Origin of the sequence: Cupriavidus agavae, assembly GCF_004217045.1 — a bacterium.
Lineage (GTDB): Bacteria > Pseudomonadota > Gammaproteobacteria > Burkholderiales > Burkholderiaceae > Cupriavidus > Cupriavidus agavae.
Map to the genome: position 1 here is coordinate 262,971 of NZ_SGXM01000004.1, position 17,886 is coordinate 280,856.

The 17,886-nt window shown below is 61.6% G+C and carries 13 protein-coding genes; 7 read left to right on the top strand and 6 right to left on the bottom strand.

Annotation, left to right across the window (positions count from 1 at the left end):
* Window positions 1-28: 28 nt before the first annotated feature.
* The 3 genes from EV147_RS17255 to EV147_RS17265 all read right to left on the bottom strand — a co-directional run bounded on the left by EV147_RS17255 (window position 29) and on the right by EV147_RS17265 (window position 2,432).
* Window positions 29-1,006 carry a tripartite tricarboxylate transporter substrate binding protein gene (locus EV147_RS17255; RefSeq protein ID WP_130392435.1) on the bottom strand — a complete coding sequence of 326 codons (978 nt, stop codon included), beginning with the start codon at window positions 1,004-1,006 and terminating at the stop codon, window positions 29-31.
* Between the two features lie 134 nt (window positions 1,007-1,140).
* Window positions 1,141-1,347 carry a DUF1289 domain-containing protein gene (locus tag EV147_RS17260; protein ID WP_130392436.1) on the bottom strand — a complete coding sequence of 69 codons (207 nt, stop codon included), beginning with the start codon at window positions 1,345-1,347 and terminating at the stop codon, window positions 1,141-1,143.
* A gap of 26 nt (window positions 1,348-1,373) precedes the next feature.
* Window positions 1,374-2,432 (bottom strand): BKACE family enzyme, encoded by a 1,059-nt coding sequence (locus tag EV147_RS17265; protein WP_130392437.1) that lies wholly within the window; start codon window positions 2,430-2,432, stop codon window positions 1,374-1,376.
* Window positions 2,433-2,558: 126 nt separating this feature from the next.
* Between EV147_RS17265 and EV147_RS17270 the strand changes: the two genes are divergently transcribed.
* Window positions 2,559-3,563: an AraC family transcriptional regulator gene (locus EV147_RS17270; protein ID WP_130392438.1), complete on the top strand. Its 1,005-nt coding sequence runs from the start codon at window positions 2,559-2,561 to the stop codon at window positions 3,561-3,563.
* A 47-nt stretch (window positions 3,564-3,610) separates the two neighbouring features.
* Here EV147_RS17270 and EV147_RS17275 read toward each other — a convergent pair whose 3' ends face one another.
* On the bottom strand, window positions 3,611-4,774 hold the full coding sequence (locus EV147_RS17275; protein WP_130392439.1) for a porin: 1,164 nt from the start codon (window positions 4,772-4,774) through the stop codon (window positions 3,611-3,613).
* A gap of 111 nt (window positions 4,775-4,885) precedes the next feature.
* A complete protein-coding gene (locus EV147_RS17280; protein WP_130392440.1) occupies window positions 4,886-5,482 on the bottom strand; it encodes an RBBP9/YdeN family alpha/beta hydrolase in 597 nt (198 codons plus the stop codon).
* A 560-nt stretch (window positions 5,483-6,042) separates the two neighbouring features.
* On the opposite strand from EV147_RS17280, the gene EV147_RS17285 reads away from it, so the two are divergent.
* The 6 genes from EV147_RS17285 (at window position 6,043) to EV147_RS17310 (ending at window position 15,421) form a co-directional block, all read left to right on the top strand.
* On the top strand, window positions 6,043-6,432 hold the full coding sequence (locus EV147_RS17285) for an EF-hand domain-containing protein (RefSeq protein ID WP_130392441.1): 390 nt from the start codon (window positions 6,043-6,045) through the stop codon (window positions 6,430-6,432).
* A 255-nt stretch (window positions 6,433-6,687) separates the two neighbouring features.
* Window positions 6,688-7,335, top strand: coding sequence for a response regulator transcription factor (locus EV147_RS17290; protein WP_130392442.1), 648 nt, complete (start codon window positions 6,688-6,690; stop codon window positions 7,333-7,335).
* 55 nt (window positions 7,336-7,390) lie between these two features.
* Window positions 7,391-7,789 carry a response regulator transcription factor gene (locus EV147_RS17295; RefSeq protein WP_130392443.1) on the top strand — a complete coding sequence of 133 codons (399 nt, stop codon included), beginning with the start codon at window positions 7,391-7,393 and terminating at the stop codon, window positions 7,787-7,789.
* A gap of 71 nt (window positions 7,790-7,860) precedes the next feature.
* Entirely contained in the window at window positions 7,861-12,966 is a 5,106-nt protein-coding gene (locus EV147_RS17300) for an AAA family ATPase (protein ID WP_130392444.1), read from the top strand.
* Window positions 12,967-12,969: 3 nt separating this feature from the next.
* The gene (locus tag EV147_RS17305) at window positions 12,970-14,505 is read left to right on the top strand and encodes an ATP-binding response regulator (protein ID WP_130392445.1); all 1,536 of its coding nucleotides are present in this window, start codon (window positions 12,970-12,972) and stop codon (window positions 14,503-14,505) included.
* A 256-nt stretch (window positions 14,506-14,761) separates the two neighbouring features.
* Window positions 14,762-15,421 carry a response regulator transcription factor gene (locus EV147_RS17310; RefSeq protein WP_130392446.1) on the top strand — a complete coding sequence of 220 codons (660 nt, stop codon included), beginning with the start codon at window positions 14,762-14,764 and terminating at the stop codon, window positions 15,419-15,421.
* A 159-nt stretch (window positions 15,422-15,580) separates the two neighbouring features.
* On the opposite strand, the gene rpoD is transcribed toward EV147_RS17310, so the two are convergent.
* A complete protein-coding gene (gene rpoD / locus EV147_RS17315) occupies window positions 15,581-17,611 on the bottom strand; it encodes an RNA polymerase sigma factor RpoD (RefSeq protein ID WP_407923251.1) in 2,031 nt (676 codons plus the stop codon).
* Between the last annotated feature and the right edge of the window lie 275 nt (window positions 17,612-17,886).

Below are 17,886 nucleotides of genomic sequence, written 5' to 3' on the forward strand. Positions count from 1 at the left end.
GGGCGGCTTTTTCCTTGGCGCGGGCCGGTTACGGCTTGATATGGAACGTCCTGACGATGCCGGCGTTGCGGTCGAACTCGGCGTGCAGCGACTGGTTCAGGTCTTGCAGCGACTGGGCCGGCATCGGCTCGTAGCCCAGCGCGTCCAGCCGCTGGCGTACCTTGGGATTGGCTGCCGCCTTGTAGACCGCGCCCTGGATCCGTTGCGCCACGTCGGGCGGCACCTGCGCCGACGCGATCACGCCCACCCAGTTGCTGAAGTCGAGGTCGGGGTAGCCCTGCTCGGCGAACGTCGGCACCTGCGGCAGCAGGGGCGAGCGAGTCTTCGACGCCACCGCGTACGGCCGGAGCTTGCCCGCGCGGATCATCGGCAGCGAGGTGACCATGCCGTCGTACATCAGCGGAATCTGGCCGCCCATGACCTGCGCCAGCGCCGGTCCCGAGCCGGGGAACGGGACGTGCTGCAGGTCCATCCCGGCCTCCTGGTTGAGGATTGCCCCGGCGTAATGCGACGCCGTGCCGGCGCTGTACGACGCGAAGCTGAGCTTGCCGGGATTGGCCCTGGCGTACGCGATCAGGCTCTTGAGGTCCTTGGGCGGCAGGTTCGGCGCGCCGACCAGCACCACGCGAGAGCGGCCCACCGCGGCGAGCGGCCGGATATCCTTCATCGTGTCGTACGGGGTCTTCTGGATCTGCGGGACTTCAGTCAGCACGTTGGTGGCCGTGACCATCACGGTAAGGCCGTCGGCCGGCGCGGCCAGCAACGTGTTGATGGCGATGGCGCCACCGCCGCCGGGCTTGTTGTCGACGACTACGGGCTGGCCCAGGTCGGCAGACAGCTGCTCGGCCAGCAGGCGCGCCATGACGTCCATGGTGCCGCCGGCCGGAGCGGGCACCAGCACGCGCACCGGTTTGGCGGTCCATGCCATCGCGGCAGGCATCGCCAATGTCAGCAGCGCTGCCAGCGTGGCGCGCCGCAGCAGGAATCGGGCAGGGTGATTGGGCATCTTTGCCTCCAATATAGGTCTTCCGAGGGAAAAGTCCGGACCTGCCCGCGTGCGGCGGCAGAGGGAATTGTCGTGGCGCGGAATCGGCAAGTCCGGGGAAAGCGGTGGCGTGGGGCGCCGCCGCAACGCGGCGGTCAGTGCGTGCCGGGCCGGCCCGCGACGCACCCGCGCCGGCCCGGCAGTGCGGCCAGCACAAAGGCGCGCTGGGCGTCGGTCATGCCGTCCCAGAGGCCGATTTCCGTCGACGTGCGGCCGCATCCCTGGCAATACCTGCGCGCTGCGTCCATGCGGCAGAGGTTGATGCAGGGATTGGCCGGGCGGGGCTGGACAGGCGGGGTCATGGCGGTGGTTCGTCCAGCGGCCGGCGTCAGGCGGCGCGGCGCAGCGGCAGGTTCTTCTGGCCAGCCTGGCGGTTCGGCAGCATCCCGTGCGCGGACAGGGTCTCGTCCACGCTGTCGTACCACGTGCCGATACGGTAGATCCTGCGCGCGTCCTTGCCCGTGGCGATCTCGCGGCCAAGTTCGTGCGCCACGCGCACGCATTGCCGGATCTGCTGCACCGACGACATGCGCCGGCCGTGTTGGTTGATGATCGTGTCCTCGATGCCGCAGCGCGGATGCAGTCCCATCGCCATGGCCATCATGTTGAATGGCAGCACGTTCTTGAGCAACGACTCGGCTGTCAGCGTGCAGCCGTCCGGCGCGCGATGGATGAAGTTGAAGAAGTTGAACGGGTTGGGGCCGTCGAAGCCCCCGCCGATGCCGATCCACGTCAGGTTCAGCGGGCCCATGTAGGCGCCGGCGCGCACCATCCGCTCCAGCGTTTCGAGCGCGTGGATGCCGGTGAGCTGAAAATGCGGCTGGATGCCGGCGGCCGACAGGCGGCGCAGGTGTTCCTCCACCCAGCCTGGGCCGGCGGGCACGGTCATCTCGCGGTACGCCTCGATGAAGGCCGGGTTGGATAGCGACGTCCCCGCCAGGTACTCGGGGTACAGCAGCTCCATGATGTTCATCTGCGTGGTGTTGATGGCCACGGTCACCTGGTCTGGCGCCGGCGTCAGCTCGGCCAGCATGTGGCGCGTGTCGTCGGACAGCCACACGGCCGCCTGGCCTTCGTCCTCGGGGGCGAACGAGATCGAGCCGCCCACCTGGATGATCATGTCGGGCACGGCCTCGCGCACGCCGGCGATCAGCTCGTTGAACCTGGACAGGCGCTTGGACCCCTTGCCGTCCGGTTCGCGCACGTGCAGGTGCAGCACCGTGGCGCCGGCCTCGTAGCAGTCCACGGCCTTTTGCACCTGCTCCGCCATCGTGACGGGGATGTCCTCCGGAAAATCCTCGGGCATCCACTCGGGGCCGTACGGCGCCACGGTGATGACCACCTTGTCCATGTTCTCGGGGTGCAGGGAATCGTCGAGGAATTGCATGTCGTCTCCTTTTTCAATGGGGTTCGTGGGGTTCGTACCCAGTGCTCGAGTATCGGCCATCGCAGGTTGGCGATTTGACGTTCGGGGACGCTCGATTTACATTTGGGGACAGTCAGGGAAAACACGATGTCCTACTTTCTGCGCAGTGCCAGCCTTACCAACTACGTGGATGTGGCGCGGGCCGTGGGGCTCGATCCGCATCACATGCTGCGTGCGGCCCGCATCAGCCGCAACGCACTGCTGGACCCCGATACACGCATCCCGGCCGCCCACGTGGGCCGGCTGCTCGAGGCTTCGGCCAGCGCGGCGCACGTAGACGACTTCGGGCTGCGCATGGCAGAGCTGCGGCAGTTCTCCAACCTCGGCCCACTGGCATTCGTGGTGCGCGAGGAGCCCACGCTGCGGCGCGCACTGGAATCGATGGTGCGCCACATGAGCCTGCAGAACGAGGCGCTGGCGATGCGGGTGGAAGAGGCCGGCGACCTGGTCATGATCCGGCTGCAACTGCTTGGCGACATGCCGGGTCGGCTGCGCCAGGCCACCGAGCTGGCGGCAGGGGTGATGTATCGCATGCTCACGCTGTTCCTGGGCACGTCGTGGCGGCCGCGCAGCATCTGCTTCACGCACGCGCCGCCGGAAAGTCAGTCGGCCTGCCTTCGCGTGTTCGGCATGCCCGCGCTCTACAACCAGGATTTCGACGGCATCGTTTGTGTGGCGCGCGACCTCGAGGCGCCGCTGCCGTCGTACGACCCGGTGATGGCGCAGCAGGTCAAGCGGTACCTCGGCACGTTGCTCGCGCAGTCGAACACGAACATGGCCGACAAGGTGCGCAAGCTCGTACATGCGCTGCTGCCTACTGGCATGTGTTCGGTGGATCGCGTGGCGCAGCAGTTGGGCGTGGACCGCCGCACCGTGCACCGCTGGCTGGAGCAGGAGGGCACGACGTATTCGGCCATCGTCAACGAGACGCGTGCGGGGCTGGCCGCGCGCTACATCGAGAACCGGGCGCGGCCTTTGTCGGAAGTGGCGACGCTGCTGGGGTTCTCGTCGTTGAGCGCGTTCTCGCGGTGGTTCGGCGTACAGTTTGGTTGCAGCGTGTCGAAATGGCGCGCCGGGCACGCCGCCGGCTGATGGACACAGCCCCGGCACCGCCCGGCCGAGGCTGGTTCGCTGCGCGGTCAGAATTTGTGGCGGATGCCGAGTGCCACGCCGAGCATGTTGCTCTGACCGTTGGCGAGCGCGTAGCTGTTGCCGAGCGACAGGCTGTTGGCGTAGACAGTACCGAGCGATTCGAGCATCAGTCCGGCATTTTTCGCATAGGCCGTGGACAGGTAGACGTCCGTGCGCTTGGAGAACGTGTAGTTCGCCACGAACGCCACCTGCCACGGATTCGGTGCGTTGGTGCCGAACAGGTTCTTCATGTCGTCGTAGTGGTAGGCCAGCGTCAGGCCAACGGCCGGCGTGACCTGGTAGTTGGCGCCGATCCAGTAGTAGTCGTCGCGCTGGATCACCACGCCGGCCGCGTTCCTGTTCTGTCCCCAGCGGTAGCCGCCCATGAGCTTGGCGACGTTGCTGAACGTGTAGCTGGCGCCAACCGCGGCCTTGCGCATCGTGCCGCTGCTGTTGCCGATCGTCGGGTTCCACTGGTCGTAGCCGACGGTCAGGCCCAGCGGGCCGCTGGCGTAGGCCACGGCGGCACCGTAGGCGGTGTCGCGGCGGAAGGCGCCGGGCACCTCGCCGTTTCCGCCAATGGGCGTGGGGATGCCCACTGATGCCGGCAGCGCCAGGCCGGTGCCGAACGACCAGTGCGCGAGCGCGGTCACGGGACCAAACTGGCCCGTGTACTTGATCGTATTGTTTTCGCGGAAGTTGGCGCCAGACTGGAGCACCACGGGCTCGTACTGGGTGGCATAGGCGGTCGGCGAGAAATTGGCGAGTGCCTCGAACATCGACGTGTACTGGCGGCCCAGGCTCAGTTGCCCGATGCCGGCCCGGCTAACCCCGATGAACGCCTGGCGTCCGAACAGTCTCCCGCTCTGCTGCAGCGTGCCAGTGTCGAGGCTGAAACCGCTTTCCAGCACGAACACGCTCTTGACGCCGCCGCCCAGATCCTCGGTGCCGCGCAGGCCCCAGCGCGAACCGGCGAGGCCGCCCGAATCCATGCGGTACACCTTGTTGGCCGGACCGGGATTGAATCCGTTGGCCGCCGTCGGGATGTTGCCGATATGGTTCGCATATTCGACGTTGATGTCCGCTACGCCATACAGCGTGACGGCGGACTGCGCGAAAGCGGTGCCCGTGCCGGCAAGCGATGCCGCAATGACCATGCCCTTGAGCTTCATGGAACTGTCTCCTCTCTTCTATTGTCGTGTTGCGGTTGCGTCGTGGTGCTTCCCGTCGGAATGGGTACAGCGGTAAGGGGTGCGGTGCGGCCGGAGCCCGCCGGACGCCGCTCAATGGCGGCGCTGCAGCCGTGCGAGCAGGTTCGTCGCGCCGGGCCACGGGCCGAAGCCCGCCGCCGGGTTCAGGTGCCCGACCTTGCCCAGGTCGACCAGCTCGCTGCCCCAGTCGCGCGCCATCCCGGCGGCGCGTTCGTAGCTGGCCAGGGGGTCGTTCCGGCTGGCGGCCAGGATCGTCGGGAATGGCAGCGGCTCGCGCGGGATCGGCAGCCATCCACCGGATTCCAGCGACACGCGGTCCGGATAGCCGGCCGGCAACGGGGTCTCGAGGTCCGCCGGCGTCGCCAGCAACGCGCCGATCACCTTGTCTTGCGGCATTCCGGGATACCGCTGTCGCGCCCAATGCACGGCGATCATCACACCGGCGCTGTGGCAGACCAGCAGGACTGGCCCGTCGATGGCGAGCAAGGCTTTGTCGAGGGCGACTAGGCGCGCGGCACAACTGAGCTTGTCGTGGTCGAGCGGGGGCACGGTGGCCACTTTCTGGCGCGCCGCGAGAAGGTCGGCGTGGAGCAACGTCTGCCAGTGCCGGACGACGTGATCGCGCAGTCCCGGCACGATCAGCACGGTGGCGTTGGGGGATGGAAACATCGTGTATGCCCGTGGTAGCTGGATGAGTGGGCACGCCAACGTTGCCGGCAGCCCGTCGACACGAAGTATTTGGTCAACGGGACAACGAGGTTTCACTTTCGGGGACAACTACTTTGCTTGAGGGGACAGTGCGGGAAAACCCCGCCCGTCCGGGCGGTCAGGGATTTTCGTGGCTGGAGACCGGCAACGTTCAAGGCACTACGAGGTCTGGCTCGTCATGCACCAGGACCTGCGACACACCGCTCGCGTCAGGGCAATGACCTGTCTGACATCAGGCTTCCAGATGAAAGTATCTGCCTCTGAAAAAAATCGAGCCGGAAGCGAACTCCGGAATACATCTCACTGAACCCGAAGTGGACTGAAAATAGTCTTATTATGTTAATTTAAACTGCCACATTTCCCATGAAAACCGCCATGTTTTCGTAATTATCTAGACTCGGATAGCTGGCAGATCGAATAGGCTTATTAAAAGACGTCTATTCTCCGGAATCTGTCATCTGTAAATTCCTAGAATATTGTTACCGGTATTTTTCGGCTTAACTTTCATTCAGGGTGCTCTGATGAACCAACTTAGATTCGGAATCGATGCCATCTTCAATGCTCAAGCATGGTCGTCATCTCGGCAGGCGCAAGCTGCTCAAACGGCCAGCGCAAATGCCACCGCAGTGGGTCACTTCAAGGAACGTGGCCTCAACCTGAAAGTTGTGGACATGGTGGATGGGTTCAAGGCTGACAAGCTCAAGGCGACGGACCGCAATGGCGATGACGTCATATCCCTCAGCGAACTGGGTAAGCAGTTGGCTGGAGCGTCCGAGGAAGAGTTGTCGCGAATCCACGAGGCCTTGGACCTCGACAAGAACGGAGAAGTGTCCGGTGCAGAGTTCAAATACAGCATGCCCGTCGATGAATACTTCGACATGATTGCAAAGTCTGCCCAGGCGGAAAATTGATGACCAGGTAAGACCACCATTGGCGGTTCCGCCTTGGTGTGCGCATGTGCAGGCATTGGTCTCAGCCTGACGCCTCGGCGCTTTGTGGCGGTCGGCAGAACGCCGGGAGAGGACCCGATGTGGGTGTGGCTCATAAGTAACTCCACATCTCTTCCCGGTCTTGGAATAGCGCATTGCGTTTTGACGAGCGGGGGCCCAAGGGCTCAATGCTAAAATCGCTGCCAACTGCTGCCCTGAATCGAACTTAGGCCTCACGTGGAAACTGCAACGATCCCGCTCGACTTCACGAACGCTGACCAGGTCGTGTTCGTCGTCGAGGATGACGAGTCGGTCCGCCAGTCGCTCGTCACCTTGTTCCGTTCTGTGCGCCTGCGTGCGCAGGCTTATGCGACGGCAACGGAATTTCTCGACAGTGCATGCCCGGCGGGGCCAAGCTGTCTGGTTCTTGATGTGCGTCTTCCAGGTATTAGCGGATTAGATCTTCAGGCCGAGATGGTTGCGCGAGACCTGCGACTTCCGATCGTTTTTATCAGCGGTCATGGAACCGTGCCCATGACCGTGAAAGCCATGAAAGCTGGGGCGATCGAATTTCTGGTCAAACCGCTCGATGAGGAAGCGCTGCTCAAAGCTGTGCGCCAGGGCCTCTGGGACGATTGGAACGCCCGCAAGACCCGCGATGAGCTGGAAGATTGTCTGGCGTCTTATCATCGGTTGACCGAGCGAGAGCGCGCGCTTTTTCAGCACATTGCATCAGGGCGGCTGATCAAGGAAAGTGCCGCTGAATTCGGTATCAGTGAGGTAACGGTCAAAGCGTACAGGCGAAGGCTCCTGGAGAAGATGGGCGTACCCACCATTGTCGAGCTGGCCCGCGTCGCTGAGCGCCTGAATCTACCTAAAGTTTGAGCCATATACAAAAGTGTAGTGGCGGGACGTGCAGGGGGCACGCTACCCTTGCGAGATGGGCAGAATCCTCATTTCTCGTGTCAACACACCACAAGTAACCTTGGTTTCGGTCATCGATGACGATGAGTCGGTCAGAAGCTCATTGGTGTTGTTGCTGCGCTCTCAAGGGTTCGACAGCCGCGGTTATGCGTCGGGCGAGGCGTTTCTCGAGGCTACCGACGCCATGGAAAGCCGGTGTCTAGTGGTCGACGTTGGGCTGAAAGGCATGAGTGGCATCGAACTGCAAGCCCGTTTGCGAAGTCTGAAGTCGACGGTACCCATCATCTTTATCTCAGCCCATCGGGACGATGAGACGATCCGGCGGGCGCACGCAGGAGGTGGGCGGGACTTCTTGGTCAAGCCTTTCTCCGAGGCGACACTGCTGGCCAGTATCGACCGTCTTCTGAACCCATAGTCACTGAATGCAACATTGCACGCCTTGCCGCCCCATGTTTTTAGCCGATCATCGATGTGGGGAGAGCGGCGATGAGCAGTGATGTCTCACTTGCACCTTCCCGTGTTTCCGAATTCGCCGACGAGAGTCGCGCTGCGCGAGCGTTGCTGCGAGGGTGCGACAAACGGTTCTCCGGCGCAACCCAGCTTGTGGAGTTGTGTCGCGATGAGGAAAAGATTCTCTATCGCGCGATCGAAGGGGATTTGCGCTGTTTGATAACGATTGCAGTGCGGCCCGCTGCATTGGTTCTGGAACGCTTTGCGCACGAGTATTCCATGCGCGACGCCTTGGATAACAGCTGGGCGATCGTTCCTGGCGGTTGGTATGAGAGCGGCCTGGGTGTCTTGCTTCAAACATCTGATCCGGGTGGTGTTCTTCTTAGCGAGTTCCGCACCCGGCCGATCGAGCGTCTTCCCCAGATCGTGGACATCGTGGCGCATGCGATTTCGGTCGCCCGGGCGCTAGGCTCTGCGCATGATGCAGGTATTGTCCACGGCGACCTGAAGCCCGAGAACATTCTGTTGACGCCGGCGGGTGGCGCACGGCTGCTTGGATTCGGTATCTCGCAGTTGGTGTCTGATGGCGGGGCAACGCCGGAGGGTGAGGGGCCGATTCGCGGCTCCTTGGCGTATCTGGCTCCGGAACGGGCGAAACGAACGCGTGCGGGCATCGACGCGCGCGCCGATCTCTATTCGTTCGGCATCGTGTTGTACGAACTGCTTACAGGTCGTCTGCCGTTCTACGCCGCAGACGTGGCGGGTTGGGTTCACTGTCATCTTGCCAGGCGGCCGATACCTCCGGGCGAGCTGCGTCCCCAGATTCCGCGAGCGCTCTCCAGACTTGTTGTGAAGCTGCTGGCGAAAGAACCGGCGGACAGATATCAGGATGCCGACAGTGTCGCTCGAGCCCTTGAGAGCGCCCTGGACCACGACGAGTCTGCGGAGGATCACGACTCGCCAGCGAGCGAAAGCGCGCGCCAGGTACCGCAGTTTTCCCAGCATCTCTATGGCCGGGAAAGCGAGTTGCGCAGCCTGCGGCTCACGCACGAGCGCGTCGCGCAGCACGGAGGCTCGGCATTCGTTCTCATCGGCGGCCTATCGGGTAGCGGAAAGTCATTTCTCGTGAGACAGTTCGAGAGGGCGCTTCTTGGTTGCGGCGCGCTCTTTGTTTCTGGAAAGTACGACCAATACCTGCGTGACATTCCCTATCAGACTTTGTCGCAATGTTTTGACAGGCTGATCCAGGACATCATTTCATCTGAGCCGGACACGCAAGCGCGATGGAGGGAATCGCTTGTTGCAGCCTTGGGAGACAACAGTGAGCTGATGGTGAAGCTGGTGCCATCGCTTGCGACCCTGATTGGCGATCCCGCCCAGACGACGTCAATCGGACCTCAGGAAGACCAGATTCGCTTCCGCGCCACATTGAAGCGCTTTCTTCAGGTCTTTGCCACCGCAGATCATCCGCTGACGTTGTTTCTTGACGATATCCAGTGGCTCGATGATGCAACGTTCGGGTTCCTCAGAGAGCTTTCGGAAGCCGAAGATGTTTCGCATCTCTTGGTCATTGCTGCCTATCGCGAGGAAGAAGCCACGTCCTCCGCGGCGCTCGCGTCTACGCTCGCATCGTTGAGAGCTTCCCCGACGGAGGTTGTAGAAATCAAGCTGACGTCGCTATCGGACCGCTCTTTGATGTCGATGGTAGCCGACGGGCTTGGTCGTTCCGAGTCGGATGTGATGCCGCTCGTGGAGCTCGTGCGCCAAAAGACCGCTGGCTTGCCGTTCCTGGCAGTACAGTTGCTTGGCTCGCTGATCGAGCGTGAGTTGATTCTCTTCAACAGCACCGAGCAACGATGGGAATGGGAGCTCAAACGCATCACGCAAACACTGTGCGATGACGATGCGGTGGACTATCTGATCGAGAAAATTAAATCGTTATCGCCCCAGTCCCGCGAGGACCTGTTCTATCTCGCATGCCTGGGCAATCGATCGACCTTGCAGACTGTCGCTTCCGTTCTGGAATTGCGCGCGGATGCTGTACAGGCTCGATTGACGGAGGCTGCCTCGGCAGGTCTGATCCTTCTTCAGGACGGCATCTGCTCGTTTGCGCATGATCGCGTACAGGAGTCCGTATACGGAGGTGGAGGGCTTGGAGCACGGGCAAGCGCGCATCTTGCGACTGCGCGTCGCTTGCTCGCCCATGCGGGACAATCCAGCCTGCATGAGGCTGCATATGAAATTGCCACGCAGTTCCTGAAGGCTTTGCCGCTGCATCCGCCAGAGGCAGAAATGTTTGCTGCGGCACGAGTATTCGAAGTCGCCGGAGAGAGAGCGAAAGCCGCGAGCGCTTATGACGCCGCGCTGATGTTCTTCGATGCCGGAGAGAAGCTGGTCGCCAGTGAGAAAGCCGTTGTTGGCGACTTGCGCAAGCTTGGCTTCGGGCTGCGACGCAATCTGGCTGAATGCAGGTTTCTCACAGGAAAACTGGAGGCGGCAGAGACCGATCTCCTTGCGTTGCAAGGTTGCGCGCAGACCATTGAGGAGGCCGCGGACGTTGCTTGGCTTCTCATTACCCTCTACACGGCGCGCGACAGTAGCGATCTTGCGATCAGGACGTGTCTGGAATTCCTGGAGGTTGCCGGGGCGCCGCTACGACGTGATGCGACGCTGGAGCAGATTGAGACAGAGTATCGGAACCTGCAATGCCTGATCGGGCCGTCAAGCATTGAAGGGCTTCTGGCGCTTGAGCCCATGAACGACTCGCGGCAGATCGCGATTTTGAACGTTCTGACAGCGGCATTGCCACCCGCGTTCTTCAGCGATGAAAGGCTCGTGTGCCAGATACTCTGTCGGATGGCGATGATCAGCGTCCGGTTCGGCAACAGCGATGCATCGCCGCTTGGATACGCATACTTGGGAATGGTGGCCGGCCCGGTGTTCAATGACTATGCGGCAGCCTACCGCTTCGGAAGACTTGGACTGAATCTGGTTGAGAAGAAGCCGGAACTGGCAAGGTATAAGGCGCGCGTCTATATGACGTTCGCCTATCATGTGGCGCCCTGGACGAAACCGCTCGAGGATCATCGCGGCCTACTCAAGCAAGCGTTCGAGGCGGCGGTCCTTGCCGGAGACCTCACCTACGCCGGATTCTCCTCCTGCACCTTCATCTCCGCGATGATAGCGAGCGGTGAGCCTCTGATTGACATCGAGCGCGAGGCGGCGGTCAAACTCGCCCACGTGAGGAACGCCAAGTTTGGCCTGATCGTTGACATCATCACTGCGCAACGGCAGATGGTACAGGCGCTAAGAGGGGAGACGCTGTCGCTTGGCAACTTTAGCACGCAGGATTTCTCCGAATCTGCCTTCGAGCATCATCTTGCTTCGAACAGAAGTTTGGATATCGCAGCCTGCTGGTACTGGATTCGACGACTGCAGTTGCATGTCTATGCGGGGGATTATCGTCAGGCACTTGTCGCAGCGGCACGCGCGGAGCCGTTGCTGTGGACGACGGCCGGCCATCTCGAACTTGCGGAGTATCACTTCTTCGCGGGCATCGCGCATGCCGGTGGTCTCAATATGGGGATGGATCACGGCGATCCGGAGGCCTTGTCGCGCCATGTCATTCAGTTCTCAAAGTGGGGACAGAACGCTCCAGCTAATTTTTCCGCGCGTGACGCTTTGCTGCGCGCGGAAGTGGCGAGAGTCGAAGGTCAGACTTTCAATGCCATCAAGCAGTTTGATCGGGCCATGGCTTTGGCGGCTGAACATTCGCGCCTGCATGATGAAGCCCTGGCCTACGAGCGAGCTGCCGATTTCTATCTTTCTTCCGATACGCCGACGATGGGCGCGCTGCTTGTAACCGAGGCTGCCCGACGCTACGAGCGCTGGGGAGCACGTGGAAAGGTCGCCGCCCTCGCGGTAGCTTTCCCTACCGTCGTAGCTGAGGTCGGGTCACGCCGCGTAGAGACGTCGGCGGTTGTATCCACGTCGGCGCAAGCGCTGGACGTGGACGCTGTTATCCAGAGTCTGCAGGCGGTGAGCGAAGAGACGTCGTTCGCCAAAGTTGTCCAGACGCTGATGACAATCGCCCTGGAGCATGCGAACGCCGAGAGCGGGGCCTTGATACTTCCTACGGAGCGAGGATTGCGGTGTCGAGCCTATGCGTTTGCTTCCCCGGATAACATCACGGTGGAGCCGCGCGATGAGGATGTCGTGGTGTCTGGACTGCCGGTCTCAGTATTGCAAGCGGCAATTCTCGGGCAGCGGACCATCGCGATTCCGGACGCACGTGACGCTCACGAGTTTGGTAAGGATCCTCGTTTTTCGACGGGAGAAGTTCGCTCTGTCCTCTGTCTGCCCTTGTTGCGCCAAGCCGAGGTGATCGGTGCTCTCTATCTGGAGAGTACGGTGGTAGCAGGAGCGTTCACTCCCATAAAAACGCTGATGCTGCGTCTGTTAGCCTCTACTGCGGCCATCGCGATAGAGAACGCGAGTCTCGATGAGAAGACCCTGCTTCTGAAGGAGATCCACCATCGCGTGAAGAACAACCTGCAGCTGATTAGCAGTCTGCTGAGCTTGCAGGAATCGGCAATTGACGATCCGGCCGTCTCCAGACTGTTTGCGCAAAGCAAGGACAGGGTTCGATCAATGGCGCTGGTGCATGAGAATCTCTATCGCGCCGGAAACTTCGTGCGCGTGGCGATGGCAGAACATCTGCGTACCCTATGCGCCCGATTGCTACGGGCATACCGGCCGGCGGGGCAGTCGGTGGATATCGAGGTGTTCGTCGATGACGTCGAACTGGATATCAACAGCGCAATCTCGTGTGGGCTGATTGTCAATGAGCTGGTTTCCAATGCGCTCAAGCATGGGTTTCATGGAAGCGCGGCCGGACGTATCGTAGTGCGTCTGTCAACGGACGGGGCACAAGAATTCGTCCTGATCGTCTCCGACAACGGGTCTGGCCTACCCACAGCCGTGCGATCTTGCGCGAAGCCTTCGTCGGCCGATGACACTGGCGGCATCGGGATGCACCTGGTAGCTGATCTGGCGCATCAGCTCGGCGGGTCGATAAGCGTGTCGAACGACTCCGGCACGAGCGTGGAACTACGCTTTCCGCGCTCGGAGAACAACAGATAACCTATGCGTGAATACTCAATTCTGGTCGTCGAGGATGACCGCATCGTGGCTCGCGATATCGCGCAGCAGTTGACAAAAGAGGGCTACCAAGTCATCGGTATGGTGTCGACCGGCGAGGAGGCGCTCGACGTTTGCGAGCAAACCGTGCCCGATCTGGTCTTGATGGATCTGCGCCTGGCCGGAAAGCTCGACGGTATCGAGGTCGCCACCAGGTTGCGTAATGGCAAGATCCCGGTCGTCTTCCTGACCGCATACGCTGACCGGGAAACCGTGCGGCGTGCCACGCTTGCCGAGCCCTTTGGCTATCTCATCAAACCATTCGAGGACGCGCAACTGCGCAGCGTGGTCCAGATGGCACTCTACAAGCATGCGGCAGAGGAACGCCTGAGGGAAAGCGAGAGCTGTCTGGCGGCCACGCTATCGAGCATTGGGGACGCCGTTATTGCGACGGACCGGGAGGGTCGCGTCGTCTTCATGAACCCCGCCGCTGAAGCGATGACCGGCTGGCAAAGCCTTGGGGCGAGAGGGAAGTCGGTGGCCGAAGTATTCGGCGAGTTTCGCTCGGAGATGGGAGCGGTGCAGCGCCTTGTTGACGACGCGGTGGAGTCTGCTACCGTTGGCGATCAGGGCACTGAGACATCACTGACGCAGAGAGTATTCGGCCGAGCCGAGCTTGTCCGTAAGGACGGGCGCGAATACACCCTCGACTATCGGGCGTCGCCCATCCTGTCAGACAAGCGGACGTCTTCCGGGGCCGTGCTCGTTTTCCGCGATATCACGTCAAACCTTGCTGTCGAGTCCGCACTCCGAAGCGCACAGGAAGAGTTGGAGCGGGTATCGCGCGTGATGACGATGGGCGAATTGACCGCTTCCATTGCGCATGAGATCACTCAACCCCTTACGGGGGTGATCAACTATGCCAGCGCAGGATTGAACTTCCTGCGTCGCGACCCACCGGACCTCGCTGAAGTCAGGGACATTCTGGTGAGTATCGTGAAAGACGGCCGACGGGCGGCGGATGTTGTCGACAGCCTGCGTGCCCTTGCGCGGAAGTCTCGCCCAAATGTCTCCACATTTGACTTGAACGATATGGTCCGGGATGTGATCGGGCTCACGAAGAGAGACGTCGAGCGCAGCGGCACTCGCCTGGTCATCGCGCTTACGCCGCAACCATGCCCGGTCGCGGCGGATCTGATCCAGATGCGCCAAGTGTTGCTAAACCTCGTGAGAAACGCCGTGGAGGCCATGACCGAAACGGAGCGGGAAGTACGCCTGCTGCGTGTGACATCGAGCCGGACGGCAGGCGGCCGGATCCAGGTGACGGTCGAGGACAACGGCCCGGGTCTGACCGGCGAACCCGCGCGCATCTTCGAGCCCTTCTATACGACCAAAGAGGGTGGGATGGGGATGGGCCTATCCATTTGCCGCAGCATCGTTGACGCCCATGACGGACATTTGACGGGCACCACATCCCCGAGCGGCGGCGCGGCCTTCAGTTTCGAGCTGCCCATGGCCAGGGGGAGTGACGGCACGGCCTGATTGGCTTCTGTCCCATCGCACGGACACGTCGCGGAAGGTCCAGATACTTTTGTATATGCCTGCCGACTGGACGGACAGTTTTTCCGTTGCACCTTGTTGCGTACTATCAACCTTGGAGACAGGGGGGGCGCCGAAGGTCGGTTTGCGTGATTGTTGCGATGTTTGCCGGATGCAGCGTCGTGACATCAGTCAGGCACCCATTTGATAGTCGTTCCGGCCGTGAGCTATGTGGGCCGGAGTCAAACGGGGAGCCAGCATGCAAGCAGGCTATGCAGGATCGCAGAAGCCACCGACGTCTTCGGTGCTCGTGGTGGATGACGATGGATCGGTGCGCTCTTCCGTATGCTTGCTCCTTCGCTCTCTTGGCTACGACGCAAAAGGATTCTCTGAGCCCGGGCCGCTTTTTGCGGAAACCATGCCCGAGCATCCGTGCTGCATCATTCTCGATGTTCGTATCCGCGAGCACAGTGGGCTGGACGTTCAGACCCGGCTGCGGGATGCAGGCGTAGAGATTCCCGTGGTTTTTCTCTCTGGCTACGGTGATATCGCCATGACGGCATCAGTGATGAAACGCGGCGCCGTCACCTTCCTTGTCAAACCGTATCGAGCACAAGACCTGATCGATGCGGTCAATGAGGCGATCCAGCGAGACGTTGAGCGCAGAACTGCTTTGAGCCGGGGACATGACCTGCGCACGCGGTACGAGAGCCTCACCGGGCGTGAGAAAGAAACGATGCTCCATCTGGCGAAGGGGCTGACGAACAATGAGGTTGCAGCGCTTCTCGGCATCAGCGGCGCGACAGTCAAGATTTACCGCGCGGAAGCCACGCGCAAGATGGGGGCACGGTCTTTCGCCGGATTGGTGCGCATGGCTGAAGCATTGGGCATGGTCACCTGTGAGGCCTTGTCTGCGTAGGCGTGTTGCAGAAGAACGGCAAGCTCGCTTGGGAGCATCCATGACCTGGGTCTCGGCAAAGCTTGGCGCGGATAGAGGCCAGTCAGTGCAAGATTGAAAGGAACGAAGCAGCGGCTTCGCTCCTTTCCGTTGGCCGGGGAGGGGTGCGCGCCCGCCAGTTCAGCGCTCGAGGAACAGCTTCAGCTTGTCGGCACGCACAGGATTGCGGAGCTTGCGCATTGCCTTCGCTTCGATCTGGCGGATGCGCTCCCGCGTGACGTCAAACTGTTGCCCGACTTCCTCCAATGTCTGTTCGGAAGCGGTGTCAATGCCAAATCGCATACGCAGCACTTTGGCCTCGCGCGGGGAAAGTTCATTCAGCGCACTCTCGATCTGCGCTCGCAGGCTCGCCTGCATCGCCGCGTCTGCAGGCGAACTCGCACCGGCGTCCTCGATCATGTCACCGAGCGTTGCGTCTGCATCATCGCCAACAGGCGTTTCCAGCGAAATTGGTTGCTTCGCAATCTTGAGCATATCCCTGACTTTCTGCTCGGAGATGCCCATCCGCTCGGCGAGGACCGCCGGCTCTGCTTCCTGCCCGGTCTGCTGCAGGATTTCTCGCGAAATGCGATTCATCTTGTTGATGGTCTCGATCATGTGCACCGGCACACGGATCGTGCGGGCTTGATCGGCCAAGGCCCGGGTCACGGCTTGCCGGACCCACCAGGTGGCATAGGTAGAGAACTTCCAGCCGCGGCGATACTCGAACTTGTCCACCGCTTTCATGAGGCCGATGTTGCCTTCCTGAATCAGGTCCAGGAACTGCATGCCGCGGTTGACATATTTCTTCGCAATGGAGATGACCAGGCGCAGATTGGCTTCGGTCATTTCCGACTTTGCGCGACGCATTTTCGCCTCAGCGGCCGTCATCCGACGATTGACTTCTTTGAGTCGCTGCAGGGGTAGCGCCACCTGCGCCTCAATGTCAACAAGCTTTTGTTGCAGTGCCTGGATAGCTGGCAGGTGCCGCTCAAGCGCAGGACCGAACTGTTTCGACGTATTGGCCGACTGGGTGGTCCAAGTCAGGTCCGTTTCTCGGCCGGGGAAAGAAGCGATGAAGAGTTCGCGCGGCATGTCGCAACGCTCGACCGCAATCTCCAGGATGCTGCGCTCGATGGTTCGCACGGCGGCTACTTGCTCGTGCACCGTGGCACACAATCGATCAATCGTCTTTGCTGTGAAACGGATGGGGGCGAGTTCGGCCTGGATAGCCGCTGACAGCTGAGCATCGGCCGCGGAAGCGACTGAAGAAGCGGCGGAGGAGGCGGCTTCCTTACCGGCAGCCCCGGACATCTGATCAAAGAGTGCGCGGACGCGCGCGAAGATCTCCAGGCTGTCGGTAGTCAGCTTCTGAAGCCGTGCTGCATTTTCCTTCTCCGAAGTGTCTTCTTCGGTGGTCGCGTCTTCGTCATCGCCGTCGGCGTCCTGGTCGATCTCCGCGCTCTCGTCGGCGTCCGCGGCGTCTTCCTGCGCGACTGCGTCCGGCAGAGGGTCCCCCTCGGCCGTGACTTCGGCGATGCCATCGATCAGTTCGTCAACGGTCAACTCGCCGGCGCTTATGCGGTCGACTTCAGAAAGTATTGCTGCGATGACGGACGGGCACTCGGCAATCGCCTGGATCATCTCCATGAGGCCCGCTTCGATGCGCTTGGCGATCTCGATTTCTCCGCTGCGTGTCAGCAGGGTGCTCGCTCCCATCTCCCGCATGTACAGTCGGACCGGATCTGTCGTGCGACCGAACTCGGAATCCACGGTCGACAGGGCGGCTTCGACCTCTTCGGCCGCCTCATCATCAGAGGTCGTCGGCGTCGCGCCGTTCAGTAGGAGGGTCTCTGCGTCCGGCGCTTGCTCGTACACCGAGACGCCCATATCGCTAAACGTGCTGACGATGGTTTCCATCGCGGCGGTTTGCGCGAAATTGTCGTCGAGATGGTCATTGATGTCAGCGTGCGTCAGATACCCGCGCTCACGGCCCAGCGCAATCAGGGCCCGCATCTGACGCTGCCGCTCTTCGTCCAGACGCGCCTTGGCCGTCCGATCCAGCGTGCCTTGCTCGGCGTCGGGCTTTGCGCTCGCCGGACGGCGCCCGGCCTTGGGAGTGGATGTGGCTTTCATGCGCCGCTCCGATTCATCACGAACCTGATTTGCCAATATAGTTCTCCTGGAGGACAGCGTGACGACGGCTCGTCGCAAAGGGGGGCGCAGCGCTAACCGGCGAGCGGTATGGCGGATGTGGCGCGGAGAGCCCAGTGTCTGGCCGTCCGGGGACGCTCAGTAATCGAATTCTGGGGAACCGCGCATGATACTGGAGCGCGTTGTGCGGTGCAATATCTCGGACACCCGCCGCAAGTCCTAGCGCGTCATTGCGTGGATTCGGCGGGGGATCTGGAGGTGAAATCTTCGCGCCTCGAGCTTCGCGCGCCGCT